Here is a 16899-nt window from a genome sequence, read left to right as displayed (position 1 = left end):
GGTTCGCCCGCGCGTTCAGCTCCGCATAGCTCAGCGTCTGCCCTCCGAACACCACCGCCACCGCATCCGGCGTGCGCTGCGCCTGCTCCTCTATCTGCCGGTGCACCGTCTTCGCCTCCACGTGCACTGCCTCTCCATGGCTCGGAAAATCCGGTCCCCGGGCCACGGACAGCGCGATGCTGCCGAGAGGCGCACCGGCATCGCGCGACAACGCTGCCAGTTGCTGGTCCAGCGCCTGCAACAGGAATCCGGCGGTGCGCGCATCCACGTCTTTCCTTGCATGGCGCAGCACGATGGACAGTGGCCCGCTGTGGGCGACGACCAGCGTCACGGGGTAATTGGTTTCCTCCCTGGCCCGCAGCCCGTCGAATTCCAGGCCGAGCGACTGTGCGTCGCGCAGCACGCCATCGACCGGGTAGTTCTCGAACACCACGATGCTGTCGAAGTAGGCTTGCGCGCCCTGTCCTCCCAGGCGCTGGATGTCCTGCAGCGGCAGGGTTTCGTGCTCGCGCGCGGCCAGATTACTGGCCTGCAGCATGCGCAACCAGTCTCCCACCGGCATGTGCGCCGGCATGTCCACGGCCACGGGCAGCGTATTGATGAACACGCCCACGGTCTGCTGAGCCTGGGGCAACTCGTCGGGCCGGCCCGCCACCGTGGCGCCGAAGCACACCGCGTCGCGGCCCAGGCAACGGGCCAGAACATGCGCCCATGCACCCTGCACCAGCGTGTTGAGCGTGACGTGCTGCGCGCTCGCCCATTGCGCGAGCTGGTGCGCACGCGCCGCATCGATCTGAAGCTGCTGCTCGCCCTGGCCTGCGCCATCCTCCCGGCGCGGCAAAGCGAGTGCCGCCCGGGTGGGTTCACCGATGCGAGCGACCTGGGCACGCCAATAGCGGCGCGAAGCCTGGGCATCGTGCCGCGCCAGCCAGTCGATGTAATCGCGATACTGGCCGGAGGGCGTGGAGATGCTCGCACCGCCGTACTGTCTGAGAACCTCGCCCAACACCTGGGCCGCGCTCCAGCCATCCATCAGCAGATGGTGGTGCGTCCAGATGAAATGGTGGCGTCCGTCCGGACGCCGCACCAGTACGAACCGCATCAGGGGAGGCTCGGCCAGGTTGAAGCCCCGGTCCAGCTCCTCCTTCGCGAGCCGATCCAGGGCCGCCTCGATGTCGGCATGCGTTCCCCAGTCGTGGTGCGTGAAGGGCGCCGCAACGCCACGCGCTACCCATTGCAACGGCACATCGCCTTGCAGGAACCCGGTGCGCAGCGCTTCATGGCGCACCAGCGCCGCCTGCCAGGCCTGTTCGAAGCGCGCCGAGTCCAGCCCCGCGACGTCGATGCGCAACTGGTTGATGTACGCCGCGCCGCCCGCATCGAAGGCGCTGTGGAACAGCATGCCCTGCTGCATGGGACTGAGCGGATACAGGTCCTGCACCGCCTCCAGCGGCAGGGGCAATCGGTCCAGATCCTGCTGCGCCAGGCCGGCCAGCGGGAAATCGCTGGGCGTTGCACCTCGCGGGCAACCCAAGCAATGCGCCGTCAACGCGACCAGTGCCTCGCGCAGGCCCTCCAGCAGGCCGTGCATCGTCGCCGCATCATGCCGCGCCGCGCTGTACGTCAGGTTCAAGGTCAGGCGCCCGTCCAGCACCTGACCGTTCAGTGCAAGCTCGTATTCGAGCGGTGCGGCCGGGTCCTGGCTGGCACCGACCGGCTCCTGAGCGGGCAGCCACTGCGTGCTGCCATCGAAGCTGCCGTCGAACTGCCCCAGATAGTTGAAGAGGATCTGCGGACGGGGCAACCCGGCCAGCGCGGCGCGCTGCGCCTCGGTGCCGAAGTGGCGCAGCAACCCGTGGTCCACGCCGTGGTGCGGCACGGCGCGCAGCCGCTCCTTGACGCGCTTGATCGCCGCACCGGGGGCACCACTGGCATCCAGCACCACCGGATGCACGGCGGTGAACCAGCCCACCGTGCGCGACACATCCAGCCCGTTGCCGCTGTCCCCGCGCCCGTGGCCCTCCAGGTCGATCCACACGCGCGGCTCGCCGGTCCAGGCCGAAACGGCCTGTGCCAGCGCGGTCAGCAAGAGGTCATTGGCCTGCGTGCGGTACGCGGCCGGAGCCTCCTTGAGCAGCGCCGCCGTTTGCTCCACGTCCAGCACCAGGGTCTCCACGGCGGCATCGGCCAGCGTGTGTGCACCTTCCGGCCGGGCACACGGCAGCGCGGGCCCCGGGATGTCCGCCAGCGCCAGCCAGTGCGCCGGCTCGCCGCACAGCTCCTGCCCGCGGGCGTGCTGGGACAACGTCCAGTCCTTGTAGCTGGCGGTCTTGGCGGGCAGCACCACATCACGGCCAGCGCGCGCCTGTTCATAGGCCGCCTGCAGGTCTTCCAGGAGGATGCGCCATGACACCCCGTCGACCGCCAGATGGTGCACCACCAGCAGGACACGCCAGCTGGCGTCGGGAAGCTCCACGGCCAGGGCGCGCAACAGAGGGCCGCGCTCCAGATCCAGGCTGCGCTGCGCCTGCTCGCACAGGGTCAGCAGATCTCCGGCATGCCCGGCGCTCCGCTGCCACAGCACGTCCGCGGCATCGCCTTGCGGGCCATAGAACTGCCGGACCACGCCCGCCCCGCCCTCCTCGAAACGCAGCCGCAATGCATCGTGATGGCCCAGAACCGCAGCCAGCGCCTTGGCGAAGGCCGGCAGGTCGAGAGCCCCTCGCGGCCGCAGCAGAACCGACTGGTTCCAATGGTTGCGTTGCGGCACGGGGAGCGCGAAGAAGGCCGCCTGGATCGGTGCGAGGGGCACATCGCCCTCGACCTGGGTCATCTCCTGCGCCGTCTCGATCGCCTGGGCCTCGCCGGCCAGGCGGGCGATCGTCTGGCATTCGAAGAGCTGCTTGGGCGCGATGCGCCAGCCCGCCTTGCGCAGCCGCGCCACGATCTGCAGGCCCAGGATGGAATCGCCGCCCAGCTCGAAGAAGTTGTCGCCGCGCCCCACGCGCCCGACGTTCAGGACGTCTCGCCAAATGGCGCAGAACGCTTCCTCCCGGGCATTCTGCGGCGGTTCGTAGTCGCGTTCGCGCACGCTGTCGGGATGCGGCAGCGCCTGGCGGTCCACCTTGCCGTTGGGGGTGTGCGGCAATTGCGCCAGGGCAACGAGGGCAGACGGCACCATGTAGGCCGGCAGGGCGTGCTCGAGGGCCCGGCGCAGGGCCTGTTCCGCCCCCGCGCCAAGCGCCGGGCTGAGGTAGGCCACCAGGCGCCCTTCCAGGGCCACGACCACGGCCTCGTCAACCCCCGGCTGCGCCAGCAGCAGGGTCTCGATCTCGCCCAGTTCGATACGGTGCCCACGAATCTTGACCTGGTGGTCGATGCGACCCAGGTATTCCACCACGCCATCCAGGCGAAGGCGCGCCAGATCGCCGGTGCGGTAGAGACGCTGCCCGGAAACGAAGGGGTCGGCCACGAAGCGCTCGGCGGTCAGCACGGCCCGACCCAGATAGCCACGCGCGATGCCCGCGCCGCCGATGTAGAGCTCACCCGCCATGCCGGGAGGGCATGGCTCCAGGCGATGGTCCAGCACCACGCTGGTGGTGCCGCCGACGGGATAGCCGATCGGGATGCGCTCCTCACCGTCCGCCGGATCGATGCGCCATGCATGCGACCACACGGTACCCTCGGTGGGGCCGTATTCGTTGACCAGCGCCGCGGCAGGCACATGCCGGGCATGCGCGGCCACCACGTCGGGATGGCAGGCCTCGCCCGCCACCACCACGCAGCGCAGCGGGCCCTGGGCCACGCTCTCCACCAGTTGGCGGTAGAACGACGGCAGCGCGAGCAGATGGGAGATGGAGGACTCGCGCACCAGCTGCGCGATCCTCACGGGATCCTGGTATTCATCCTCGGTGGGAATGCACAGGGTGCCGCCCTGGGACAGCGTCCAGTAGATACCCGCCACGGAACTGTCGAACGAGAACGACGACAACAGCAGATAGGCCGTGACCGGCTCTTTTTCGTAGCAGGCATGGCGCGCCAGCGTGGAGGCCACCGCGTTGGCGTGGCTGATCTGCACGCCCTTGGGCTTGCCGGTCGAACCCGAGGTGTAGATCACATAGGCCAGGCTGTCCGGCGCCACGGCCATGGGAAGGCGCGGGATGCCTGCCCGCGCCAGCTCGCCATCCAAGGCAATCACCCGCAGCCCGGGGTCAGCCAGCGCCGGCAGGTCGGTCTGCGCGGCAACCACCGTGCGGATACCGGCATCCGCCAGCACGTACTGCACCCGCGCCGCCGGATACGCCGGATCGATGGGCACATAGGCGGCCCCGGCCTTGAGAACCCCCAGCATTGCCACCACGGCCTGCTCGGAACGGCCGATGAGCACCCCCACCAGATCGCCCGGTCCAACCCCGGCTTCACCCAGGCGCAACGCCAGCGCCTGCGCGCGCGCGTCCAACTCGCCATAAGTCAGTTGCCGTCTACCGCAGCGCAGCGCCGGGTGGTGCGGCCGCTGGCGTGCCTGTGCCTCGAACAACCCGTGCAGGCCTGTCTTGACCGGGGTGTGCGTGGCTTCGCCCACGTGGCCGGCGCGCAGCACCGCATCGCGGTCCGCCGCATCGAGCAGCCGCGCATCGGTCCATGGGCCTTGCCCGGCAGCCAGGTCTTCGAGGCTCCGCGCGAATTGCCGGTGCCATGCCGCCAGCGTCGCTTCGTCGAAAGCACCGTCGCTGTGCCAGATCAGCGCCATGCCGTTGGGCCCCTCCTGCAGTTCGCAGCGCAGGCGCGCGGCCGTTCCCTGCGACTGCAAGGCCGCCACGCGCCAGCCCGCCGGCAGCGGCGCGATGGGAACGTATTCAAACTCCACGCCCGCGGCTTCCCGGCCTTCGCGCGCCCGCCATTCGGCATGGGCCGCCGGGTCGAAACATTCGTGCCAGGAGGCCGCCTCGCGGCATTGCGCCTGTACCGCGCGGGCCAGGGCGGGCCCATCGTGCCCGGGGTCCAGCGCCAGGGACACCGGCAAGCGCACCGCGAAGTTGCCAAGCGCTCCCAGCAACTCGTCCTGGCGGTCGCCAAGCCACCATTGCACCGAGACGGTATCGGCACCCGCCTGCCGTGCCACGAAGGCCGACCACCACGCCAGCGCGACCGTCTCCAGGGTCGTTCCGGCCTGCGCGGCCCCCTCGCGCAACGCCCGTGCCTGGGCATCGCCCAGCGCCCTCCGCTCACCGTGGCCGCTCACTGCGCCGCGTCCGGCGAATTCGGCACCGCACCGCTTGCGCTCGAAAGGCAGGCGCGGCGGCGTGCCCGCGTCGCCCGCCCGGGCTTGCCAGTAGCGCATCCCTTCTTGGCCCAACGCGCTCTCCAGCAGTTCGGCCTGCCAGGCGGCGTAGTCGGCGTATTGCAGCGGGTCCTCTTGCGCCGCGCCATCCGTCCGGGATGCGGTGGCCGATGCCGCGCATGCCTGCGCCAGATCCTGGATGCCGCGCAAATCCAGGCTGCAGCGCGGCGCGGCCATGGCCAGCCGCACGCCGGCCGGTCCGGCATCATGGAAGACCACGCCCAGCACGGCGCCGCCCTGCGCATCGATCAGGCCGCGCGCGGCCACGAGCAGTTCTTCGTCGGCCGGCGCGCCGTCCAGGGTCTTCCACGCCGCCGCCAGATCGGGCCACGGCTCCTGCACCGGATAGCTCGATCCGGCCACCGGCCGGTACCGCGTGCGCAGGATCTCGTGGCGCGCCACCAGCCCGGCCAGTGCCCGCTCCAGGGCAGCACGCCCGGTCCCCGCAGGGGCCTCGATGAGGATGGCGACCGTGGCCTGCAGCGATTCCGCTCCGGGCTCGGCGATGCCACGTTGTTGCAGGGACAGGCGGAACGCCTCGGGCTTGGTGGCAAACGTCATGCGGACTCTCCAGCAACATCCAGATCTTGGGATCGGCACGCGTGTGCCATGGCAACCAGCACGCGGCGCGGCCCGGTGTACGGGCTGCGGCCGTGCAGGCACAACAGGTTGTCCACCATCAGCACGTCGCCGCGCTGCCAGGGGAACTTGACCATCACGTCCAGGTACAGGCCCTGGAGATGGCGGATCGCGTCCGGCTCGATGGGGGCGCCATCGCCATAGAAGGTGTTCTGCGGCAGGTCCTCGGGAGCGAACTCGCTGCGCAGTTGCTCGCGCGCCGAGGCCGGCAGGCTCAGTTCGTGGAAGAACGTGCCGTGGTTGCACCACACGGCCTCGCCCGTCTTGGGGTGGCGCATCAGGGCCGGGCCGATCTGGCGCGTGCGCAGGCGGTCGCCGGACCGCCACTCCGGCACGATGCCCACGCCCTTGCAATAGGCTTCGACCTCGGCCTTGTCGCTGGTCTGGAACACCGTCTGCCACGGCAGGCCGAACCCCTCGCCGAAGTTGCGCACGTACATGATCTTGCGGCGGGCCAGTGCCTCGCGCACGGCCGGATCGATGCGGCCGAGCAGCAGGCGCGTGCTGCCGATCGGCGTCTCGCCCTCGGTCAGGGCGGCGATCTCGCAGTAGAAGAACAGGTGCAGGGGCAGCACGGGCGAGTACGAATGCTCGTTGTGCGGGAAGATGCTTTCCTGCGCCGGGTAGTCGGTGGAGGTGTAGACGTTCAGGTCCTTCTGGATCTGCGTGCGCGGCGATGCCCGGAACTTGTATTCCAGCGCGCCGCCCGATACGCCGTCGATGCAGGCGTTGAAATCGGCGGGCGATGCCACCGGAAATCCGCGGAACAGGATGGCGCCGCGCTCGACCAGCCGCTGGTGGATCAGGGCCTGGTTTTCATGCGCCCAGTGCGCAAGGCTCAGGCCCGGCATGGCCGGCTCGACCAGCGCCGGCAGGTCGCCCTCCCCGAACAGGGAAGACCAGCGCACCAGATCGGCTCCGTCGCCGGAGACCGCCTGCCGGCGCGCGGCGCGCGGCCCGAGCCGCGATTGCAGGGTGTTGTTCATGATGTCGGCTCCTGAAATGTGTTTACCTGCCGGTGTCCGTGTGCGTCCGGCGCCGCTTCAATCCATCGCGCAATGCACCCATGCGGGCCTCGCGCTCGCCGGCCTGGCGTTCGCGGATGGCCTGGTGCGTGGCCTGGGCCTGCGCATACAGCGCTTCGATGGATACCGCCGGTTCCCGGGCCAGCCGCTCGATGACGGACAGGATCTCCTGCCCCAGGCTGGCCATGCCGGCGGCTTCGTAGTACTCGGCGTCGTAGAGGAGCGTGGCCTCGATCCGCCCGGATACGGAGAGGTAGCTCACGATCAGGTCCAGCTCGGCCTGCTCGCCGTGCACCGGCACCGGCTCGACGGTCAGCGCCGGCATGGCGGGGGCCTGCAGGCCGTCCTGGTGGATCACCTTGACCTGGAAGAGCGGCGCGCGGCCGCCACGGGTGCGCGATCCCAGGGCCGCGACCAGTTTGTCGAACGGCAGGTCCTGGCGACCAGCGGCGGCCAGGACCGTCATCCTCACCTGTTCGAGCAGTTCCTGGCCGGTGAGGGCCGTGCCGCAATCCACCGGCACGGCCAGCTGGTTGACGAAAAAGCCCACCATGCCCTGCGTGCCCGGGACTTCCCGGTTGGCCACGTCGGTGCCCACGTAGAAGCGCCGCTGCCGCCCGCGCGCCGAAAGCGCCAGCGAGGTCGCGGCCAGCAGCAGCATGTAGGGCGTGGCCTGCATGCCGCCGGTGAGGTGGGCGATCTGCCGCGTCAGTGCTTCGTCCAGGGAGAATGCGCAGGTCTGCAGCGGATGGCGGCGCTGCCCTGGCAAGGGCAGGTCCGGCTCCAGGACCAGCGGCTCCACGCCGGCCAGCGCCGCACGCCATGCCCCGGCCTGGCGCTCCATTTCGCCGCCCTCGAGCCAATGGCGCTGCGTGGCCGCATAGGCCGCATAGCGCCATGGCGGCGGCTCCAGCGACGGCGGCTGCGCAGCGCAGGCGGCCTCGTACAGGCGCAGGAAGTCGGCCAGCATCACCTTGCTGCTCCAGCCGTCGGCCACGATGTGGTGTGCCACCACCACCAGCAGGTGCGTGCCGGCATCGATGCGTGCCAGCCGCATGCGCAGCAGCGGTCCGTGCGCGAGGTCGAACGGCTGCGCCGCGCAGTGCCTGGCCACGGCCTGCCACGCCTGCGGGTCGGCACCGGCCTCGCCACGCTCGACCGATACCGCCAGCGCGCCGGGCGGCAGCACCCGTTGCCAGGCCTGGCCGTCGTTTTCGCCGAACATGGTGCGCAGCATCTCGTGCCGGTCCACCAGCGCCCGCAGCGCGGCTGCCAGCGCAGCCTCGTCCAGTGCCCCGCGCAGCACGAAGGCCGACGGGATGTTCATGGCGGTACCGGTCGGATCCAGCTTCCACAGGAACCACAGGCGCTGCTGCGCATAGGACAAGGCGGCCTGCTCCGGCACCTCGACGTCACGCGCCCACCAGGCCCCCTCCAGCACGGTGGACTGGCTCTGCAGCCACTGGGCAAGCGCGCCGAGTTGCGGATGGGTGAACATCTGCTCGAGGCCGATGTCGCGGCCCAGCTGGCGGCGCACGGCCGCGACGATGCGGGTTGCGAGCAAGGAATGGCCGCCCAGCTCGAAGAAGTTGTCGAGCCGCCCCACCCGCTCCAGCCCCAGCACCTGCGCCCAGATCCCCGCCAGGGCTTCTTCCACCTCTCCCCGCGGCGCCTCATACCCCCCCGGCACCTGCCCCCGCACCGCCGGCAGCGCCTTGCGGTCTATCTTCCCGTTCGCATTCAGCGGCAGCTCCTCCAGCACCTGCACCACCCACGGCACCATGTACTCCGGCAGCCTGCCCTCCAGCGCTCGCCTCAACGCCTGCCCGTCCAGCCCCGCCGGCGCCACGTATGCCACCAGCCTCGCTCCCGCGCCTTCTCCTGCCGCACCGCTCTGCGCCACCACCACCGCCTGCTCCACCCCCGGCTGCTCCAGCAGCACCGCCTCTATCTCCCCCAGCTCTATGCGCAGCCCGCGCATCTTCACCTGCTGGTCCAGCCTCCCCAGGTACTCCAGCTGCCCGTCCTCCCTCCAGCGCACCAGATCCCCCGTGCGGTACAGCCGCTGCCCCGCCTCCTGTGGATCGGCCACGAACCTCTCTGCCGTCAGCCCCGGCCTGCGCGCATACCCCCGCGCCAGCCCCGCTCCCCCCAGGTACAGCTCCCCGGCCACCCCCTGCGGCACCTCGTTCATCTCCCCGTCCAGCACCCGGCACTGCGTGTTCCAGATCGGCCTGCCTATCGCCACCGGCATCGCTACCTGCGCCTGCCCAGCCCTCCTGCACTCCCACTGCGTCACATCGATCGCCGCCTCCGTCGGCCCGTACAGGTTGTACAGCCCCGCCCCCGGCATCTGCTCCCACACCTGCTCCTGCACCTGCCCCGGCAGCGCCTCCCCGCTGCACACAACCCTCTTCACCGTATCGCACCCCCTGCCCGCTCCATCGGCCAGGAACGCCTGCAGCATCGAGGGCACGAAGTGCAGCGTGCTCACCCCCTCCTGCCGGATCAGCTTGGCCAGCTCCTGCGGGTCCCGGTGCGCCCCGGGCTGCGCCACCACCAGCTTCGCCCCCACCATCAGCGGCCAGAAGAACTCCCACACCGACACATCGAAGCTGAACGGCGTCTTCTGCAGCACCACGTCCTGCGCCTGCAGTCCGTATTGCCCCTGCATCCACTCCAGCCGGTTGTGCAGCGCCCCGTGCCGGTTCGCCGCCCCCTTGGGCCTGCCGCTCGAGCCCGAGGTGTAGATCACGTAGGCCAGTTGCTCTGGGTGCACCCGCACCTGCGGCTCCGTCTCCGGCCAGCCCTCCAGCTCCCGCCCGTCCAGTTCCTGCCCCTGCAGCCGCAGCACCTCCACCCCTTCAGGCAGCGACAGCCGCTGCAGCGTCCGCGCATCGCTCACCACCCGCCGCACCCCGCTGTCGCCCAGCATGTAGGCCACCCGCTCCTGCGGCAGCTCCGCATCGATCGGCACGTACGCCCCTCCCGCCTTCATCACCCCCAAGAGCGCCACCACCAGCTCCACCGAGCGCTCCAGCGCCACCCCCACCAGGCTCTCCGGCTCCACCCCCCGCTCCATCAGCGCATGCGCCAGCCGGTTCGCCCGCGCGTTCAACTCCGCATAGCTCAGCGTCTGCCCGCCGAACACCACCGCCACCGCATCCGGCGTGCGCTGCGCCTGCTCCTCTATCCGACGGTGAACCAGCCCGGGCTCCAGCGCATGTTCATGCGTGGCCCATCGCACCATCGCGGCCTGCTCGGACGCCGAGAGCAAAGCGATGTCGGCGACGCGGCACTCCGGTGTGCGCGAGAAAGCACGCAGCACGGCGGCATAGTGCTCGGCGAACCGGGCCATGGTGTCCGGCGCATAGAGCGCTTCCGCATGGATCAGGCACAGGTCCACCTCGCCGCCTGGCCGCTCGCGGGTTTCGAGCGTCAGCTCGAACTGCGCGATCGCCGCCGGCACGCGGCAGGTGCGGGCGCGCAGGCCCGTCAGCCGCTCGAAGTGGCGCAAGTCCTCATGCAAGTGGTTGTAGAGCACCTGGAACAGCGGCGGATGCATCAGGCTGCGCGGCGGATTCAACGCCTGGACCAGTTCGTCGAACGGCAGATCCTGGTGCGCCTGCGCGCCAATGGCGGCCTCGCGCGTGGCGGCCAGCGCCGCGTCGAGGCGGGTCGCGCCATCGATGGCATTGGCCATGACCACGGTGTTGACGAACATCCCGGGCAAGGAGGCCGCGCCATCGGCATGGCGCCCGGCGATGGGCAACCCCACGCGGATTTGGCCCATCCCCGTGTAGCGGTACAGCAGGACCTGGAACGCGGCCAGAAGGACCATTGGCAGCGTCGCATCGTGCCCCGACGCCTGCTCGCGCAGCGCCGCCACCAGGTCGGCGGGCAAGATGCAACCATGCTCCGCGGGGCGATAGCTGGCCACCGGCGCGCGCGGCCGGTCCGGGGTCAGCGCCAGCACCGGATGGTCCTGTCCGAGCCGGGCCGTCCAGTAGGCGCACTGCGCGGCGCGCACCTCGTCATTCAGCCAGTCGCGCTGCCACGCCACATAGTCGCGGTACTGCAAGGGCGGTGCGGACGGGTCCTGGGTTTCACCAGCCACCCGGCGCCGATAGTGATCCGCCATCTCGGCGAGCAGCAGGCCCAGCGTGTGGGCATCGGCAATGATGTGGTGCAGCACCAGCACGAGCCGGTGGCGTTCCGGCTCCAGCGGCACCAGCGCCGCGCGCAACAGCGGCGCACGCGCCAGATCGAACGGCTCCCGATTCAGGTCGAACGCCTTCTGCAGCGCCTGCGCACGCCCGGCATCGCCGGCCAGCGCGGAGTCGGGCGCAAGGATCATCCACGGGCCGACAGCCTGCGGCGCCAGGACCTCGGCATACGGCGCGCCTTGCGCGTCGGCCGGAAACACGGTGCGCAGGATTTCGTGGCGCTCCACCAGCCTTGCGAGTGCATCGCGCAGGGCCTCGCCATCCAATCGCCCCTCCAGATCCAGCCCCAGCGCGACGTGGTAGGCGGAGCTGTCCGGCTGCAGCCGCTGCAGGAACCACAGGCGCTCCTGCGCCGCCGACAGCGCGTGCCGCGCCCCGGCCGGCGCAAGGCCGGCCCGCAGCGCCGGCGCACGGCCTTGCTGAGGAGCCTCCAGGCAGGATCGCAGCCGCAGGGCGAAATCCCCCAGGCGCGGCGCCTCGAACAAGGCCGCGAGCGGAAGGTTCACGCTCCAGCGCGCGGCGATGCGGGTGGTCACCTGCACCGCCGACAGCGAATTGCCGCCCTCGGCAAAGAAATGCGTTTCGCGACCCACCCGCTGGCTGGCGGGGCGGGCAAGCGCCCCGGCCCAGATTTCGGCCAATGCCAATTCCAGGCTGTCGGCCGGCGCGGTCACCCCACCGTCCAGCGCTTGCGGATCGCCGCCCAGCACGAAAGCCCCCCGCTCAAAGATCGCATAGGCATCCAGGCTGCGCTCAGCCCAGCCTTGGCGGCAGGCATTCCTCTGCAGCTTGCCGCTGGAGGTTTTGGGCAGGGCACCGGGATGGAGCAGCAGCACCACGGCGGGTGGCGCGGCGATCGCCTCGGCGACCACCTCGGCCACGGCACGGACGAGCCGGGCCGCCGGCCATTGCTTCTGCTGGCTGCGCGATACCTCGGCGGCGATGCCCACGCCTTCGCCGCCGGAGCCGTCCACCGCGAACACCGCCACCCGGCCCTTGCGAACGGTGGGCACGCCGTCCTCGACCACGCGCTCGATGTCCTGCGGATACAGGTTGTGGCCGCGCACGATGATCAGGTCCTTGATGCGCCCGGTCACGTAGAGCTGGCCGCCGTCCAGGAAGCCCAGATCCCCAGTGCGCAGCCAGCGCCGCCCTTCCTGCTCATGGAAGGCATTGCGGGTGGCTTCCGCGTTGTTCCAGTACCCCTGGGCCACGCTGGGGCCTGCCAGCCAGATCTCGCCCACCTGGCGGTCCGCACGCTGGACCAGCGCCTGCGGATCCACGATGCGGACCTCGTGGTGCGCGGGCGCCGCACCGCATGCCACCAGGCTGCGCCCCTGCACATCGGGCTCGGCGCGGCCGGTATCCAGGGCGGCGCCGGCATAGCCGCGCGCCAGCATTCCGCTGCCACGGCGTCCCCCCGTGACCATGAGGGTGGCTTCGGCGAGGCCGTAGCAGGCATAGATGGCTGCGGGGTTGAAGCCCGCGGCCGCGAAGCGCTGGCTGAAGGCCGCCATGGTGTCGCTGCGCACCGGCTCGGCGCCGGTGTAGGCCATCCGCCAGGACGACAGGTCCAGGCCTGCCATCTGGCTCTCCTTGGCACGCTCCAGGCAAAGCCGGTAGGCAAAGTCGGGCCCCCCGCTGATCGTGGCCCGGTGGCGCGATACCAGTTCGAGCCAGCGGTTCGGACGTTCGAGGAAGTAGCGGGGCGAAGTCAGGATCAGCTCGGCACCGCGATACAGCGGCTGCAGCAGGCCGCCGATCAACCCCATGTCGTGGTAGAGCGGGGACCAGCAGACGAACTTGTCCTCGGGGCTGGTGTCCATCAGGTCCTGGATGGCGCGCTCATTGGCCATGAGATTGCCGTGGGACACCATCACCCCCTTGGGGGCCGACGTCGAACCCGATGTGTACTGCAGGAAGGCGATGTCGTCGGCATGCGGCACGTGCCGGCGCCACTGGCCGGCCTCACCCTCGTCCAGGGTGTCCGCCTCGATGATCCGGACCCGGCCGAACACGCCGCTCTCCAGCACGCCCTCGGCCACGGCCCGCAGGCAGATCACGGCCCCCGCGCCGGAATCCTCCGCGATGCCGGCCAGCCGCGCGAGGTGCTGGGGCCGGTTCGATTCCGGTGGAAAGACCGGCACGGCCACCATGCCGGCATGGAAGCACGCCAGCATGGCCACCGCGTAATGGACGCTGTTCTCCAGCATCACCAGGACCCGCTCGCCGGGTGCCACGGTCCGCTGCAGCCGCGCCGCCATGCCATGCACCCTTCCGGCGAACTGGCCGTAGGTGTAGGACGTCTCGCGCCCGCCATCCTGGGCATCGCCGGCCACCACCAGCCACACCTCGTCGGTGCGCTCGCGCGCCAGATGCTCCAGATGCTCAACGAAATTGGTCGCCGCCGCCCTTGCTGGCCGCGGCAGGGTTTCTATGCCTGCCATCGCTCCCCCCCGCCCGGAAACTAAAGATCAAAAACGGCCCAGATTGCCGTGCGGCTCGGCCATCGCCACGATGACCTTGCGCGGCCCCTTGAACGGGGAGCGGGCATGCGCGACCAGCATGTTGTCGAGCATCAGCACATCGCCGGACTCCCAGGGAAACGACACCGTCTCGGCGTCGAGCGCGGCCCGGACCTCGGCAAAAATGCCGTCATCGATGGTGGAGCCGTCGGCGAAGAAGGTGTTGCGCGGCAGGTTCTCGATGCCGTAGAGCTCTTCGAGCACTTCGCGCTCCTCGGGCTCCCGCGCGGAGATGTGGAAGAGGTGCGCCTGGTTGAACCAGACCCGCTCGCCGGTCCTGGGATGGGTCTCGATGGCCTGGCACAGCTGCGTTGTGCGCAGGCCGCCATCGTCCTTCCATTCCCACCGGATGCCCGAGCGGCCGCAGAACGCCTCGACCTCGGTCCGGCTCTCGGTGTTGAAGACTTTCTGCCACGGCACATCCATGTCGCCGAAGTTGCGCACGTACAGGATGCCGGGCTCGAAGCGCTTGCGGATCTCCGCCGGAATGCGGCGATAGACGCCGCGGCTGTCCGCGATGGGCGTCTCGCCACCGTGCTGCGCGGCCGTCACGCAGTGGAACCAGATGCGCATCGGCCACTCGCGCGTGTAGGCCTGCTCGTTGTGCAGCGGGATGCTCTGGTGCGCCGGATATTCCGTGGAGGTGTAGACGCCGGCCCCCGTCGATGCCTCCACCGCGCTGCGCGGCGTGGAGGCGAATTCGTACTTCAGCAGCGGGTGCCCGAACGAGGATGCGAATTGCTGGAAGGTCTCCACGTCCGGCACCTCGAAGCCCCTGAGCAGCACCCCGCCGACCGTGGCCAGGGCCTCGTCGATGCGGGCGCGAAGGTGCGGCGCCGCAGCCTGCAAGCCCTCCCCGACGGCATCCGGCGTCAGGAGCACGGGAAGTTCCGAACCGGCGGGCGCCTTGCGAGCGAACCGCGTGAGAGTTTCATTCATGTCATCTCCCTGTTGGACCTGGAACGCGGCGCGGCAAGGCCTGCCGGCGCGGCCGACGAACGCGCGTGGATGCGGCCTCGCGCGCCGTTTCTTGTTGGATTACCAATCTGTTGGACAGCTAGGCAAGGACACGGGTCGCATGGCGCACGCCTTCAGCCGACTCGCCCAGCCGGCTTGCCAGCGTGGACAGCACACGGCCTTCGTGCTGGCGGATGAAGAAGTGCCCGCCATCGAACCAGTCCAGCGTGGACTGCCGGCCCGCCTCGCTCCCCCATGCTTGCAGGCGCTCCGACTCGATGTCGTCGTCGCGACCGCCCAGCACGTGCACCGGCATGGGCAGGGCCCGGGGACCGGCGTAGGAAAACCGTTCGCACACGCGGTAGTCGGCGCCGAGCACGTCCAGCGTCAGGCGGATGAGTTCGGCATCGCGAAGCACCTCCTCGGGCGTGCCGCCCTGCTTGCGCAGGTCGGCCAGCAGGGCCTCGTCGTTGTCCTTGCCGGCAAACCTCCCGGGATCTCTGCGCGAGGGCGCGGGACTGCCGGAAACCACCAGCGCGAGCGGCACCGGCGCACCGAGATCCAGCAGCCGAAGCGCCATGCCGTAGGCGAGCAAAGCGCCCATGCTGTGGCCGAAGAGCGCGAAATCTCCGTGCAGTTCACCGGCCTGCTCATCGCAGAGCTGCGCGACCAGATCGTCGAAGCTCTTCGCGAAGGCTTCCGACAGCCGGCTGCCCCGGCCGGGCAATTCGACGGGCACGACCTCGATCCAGCGGGGCAAGGTGCGCCGCCAGCCCAGGTACATCGTCGCGCTGGCGCCCGCGCAGGGCAGGCAGAGAAGCCGGATGGGCCGCCGCATGGACATCAGCTGGCGGCCCGCTCGGCCACGCGCAGACGTTCGCCCTCGGCGCTCTTGGCGGCTTCCTGCTGCGCCATCCAGTCGCGCAGCGACTTCGGGCGCATGTCGGTCCAGGTCTTGTCGATGTATTCGCAGACCGTTTTCTTGTCGCCCTGGATGCCGTCCACGGCCTTCCAGCCGGCGGGAACGGCCTTCCAGTGCGGCCAGATGGAATACTGTTCCTCGTGGTTGATCAGGACAAGGAAGGTCTCGTCTTCACGGTCAAAGCAGCTCGTCGACATGGAAAGTCCTCGGTGAGTTGGTACAGGGCAGAGGCGCATGGACCTGCCCATATCGCGGGCTGGAAGCACCTCAGCCCATGTAGACGTACCAGTCGAGGGTTTGTTTAGCGTTGGCCGGCCCACCGCGAAGACCTGCTCCACGCAGGCCCGTGCCGTGGATTGCACGCAGGCTGCGCCTCGCCCCATGAAGATGACGCCGCCCATCGCGCGGCGCGACGGGCATCTCATTGCATGGAGAGACCGCGCAAAAAAAGCTTACCAACCCGGATTCCATTGCCTAGAATCCGTGGATGCGCTTTGATGCCGCCATTAAGAAAACCTTGTCATGGATGACCGCTCTGGCCATCCTGATGGCTCTTGTGGCGCCGGGCATCACGCATGCCGCTGGCCTGATCGGCGGCGCCGCATGGATCGAGGTCTGCTCGGCAAGCGGGACACGCTGGGTACCGATGAACGAAGAATCCGGGCAAAGCGGATTGGACTTCCAGGGTACGCATGTTCTTGAGCATTGCCCCTATTGCTCAGTTCATTCGACGGCTTTCGCTCCGCCCCCCACACCCCTCGATGCACCTCGTACGCTGTTGCTGCGATCCGAGGTTCCGGCACTGTTTCTCTCCGCGCCAAGCACCTTGCATGCCTGGCGTGCCGCGCAGTCACGCGCCCCGCCCCTGGCGATGTGATCTTGCGCGCCAGCCCGCATTGGATGGGCTGCGACGGTGGGCCACCTATTCAATGTCGGATTGACATGGGGTCTCGCCACATGCGAATTGCTTGCCGATTCGAGGCACAGCACAGCGATCACAGAGGGCGGCCCACGTTGCCTCGCTCTGACCGCTTTCTTGGCGCGATTCGCCCTTCCTCTTGACATGGCGTGATGCCGTGCCGGCTTGCTTTCAGGCCGGCCTGCCGCATCCCGTTCGACCTGGCGCGCACCCGACCCCGGTGCGTGGCGCCTTGTCATGCCCCTATCGCTTTCTGGAGTCATCCATGACGTTGATCCCTCCTTCCCTGTGGGCGGGCCGCGCTCTTGCGCGCCCGTTGCCCGGTGCACGGCTTCGCCCTGGAGC

At 69.7% G+C, this 16899-nt stretch carries 7 protein-coding genes; 1 reads left to right on the top strand and 6 read right to left on the bottom strand.

Features of this window, described 5'->3' with window-relative positions:
• From AX018_RS21600 to AX018_RS21575, 6 genes are all read right to left on the bottom strand, one after another.
• Window positions 1-5902: non-ribosomal peptide synthetase (locus tag AX018_RS21600; RefSeq protein ID WP_111881698.1), on the bottom strand; the 5902-nt coding region annotated here is incomplete at its 3' end.
• Entirely contained in the window at window positions 5899-6966 is a 1068-nt protein-coding gene (locus AX018_RS21595) for a TauD/TfdA family dioxygenase (RefSeq protein WP_111881695.1), read from the bottom strand. The genes AX018_RS21600 and AX018_RS21595, both read right to left, overlap by 4 nt.
• A gap of 22 nt (window positions 6967-6988) precedes the next feature.
• Entirely contained in the window at window positions 6989-13678 is a 6690-nt protein-coding gene (locus tag AX018_RS21590) for a non-ribosomal peptide synthetase (RefSeq protein ID WP_111881693.1), read from the bottom strand.
• Between the two features lie 27 nt (window positions 13679-13705).
• Entirely contained in the window at window positions 13706-14695 is a 990-nt protein-coding gene (locus tag AX018_RS21585; RefSeq protein ID WP_111881690.1) for a TauD/TfdA family dioxygenase, read from the bottom strand.
• Window positions 14696-14813: 118 nt separating this feature from the next.
• A complete protein-coding gene (locus AX018_RS21580) occupies window positions 14814-15551 on the bottom strand; it encodes a thioesterase II family protein (protein WP_111881706.1) in 738 nt (245 codons plus the stop codon).
• 5 nt (window positions 15552-15556) lie between these two features.
• On the bottom strand, window positions 15557-15832 hold the full coding sequence (locus AX018_RS21575) for an MbtH family protein (protein ID WP_111881688.1): 276 nt from the start codon (window positions 15830-15832) through the stop codon (window positions 15557-15559).
• 290 nt (window positions 15833-16122) lie between these two features.
• On the opposite strand from AX018_RS21575, the gene AX018_RS21570 reads away from it, so the two are divergent.
• A complete protein-coding gene (locus AX018_RS21570; protein WP_111881685.1) occupies window positions 16123-16512 on the top strand; it encodes a DUF2946 domain-containing protein in 390 nt (129 codons plus the stop codon).
• Window positions 16513-16899: the final 387 nt, after the last annotated feature.

The organism is Paracidovorax anthurii (assembly GCF_003269065.1).
Classification (GTDB): Bacteria; Pseudomonadota; Gammaproteobacteria; order Burkholderiales; family Burkholderiaceae_C; genus Paracidovorax; species Paracidovorax anthurii.
This window is presented reverse-complemented; position numbering and strand designations above follow the sequence as displayed.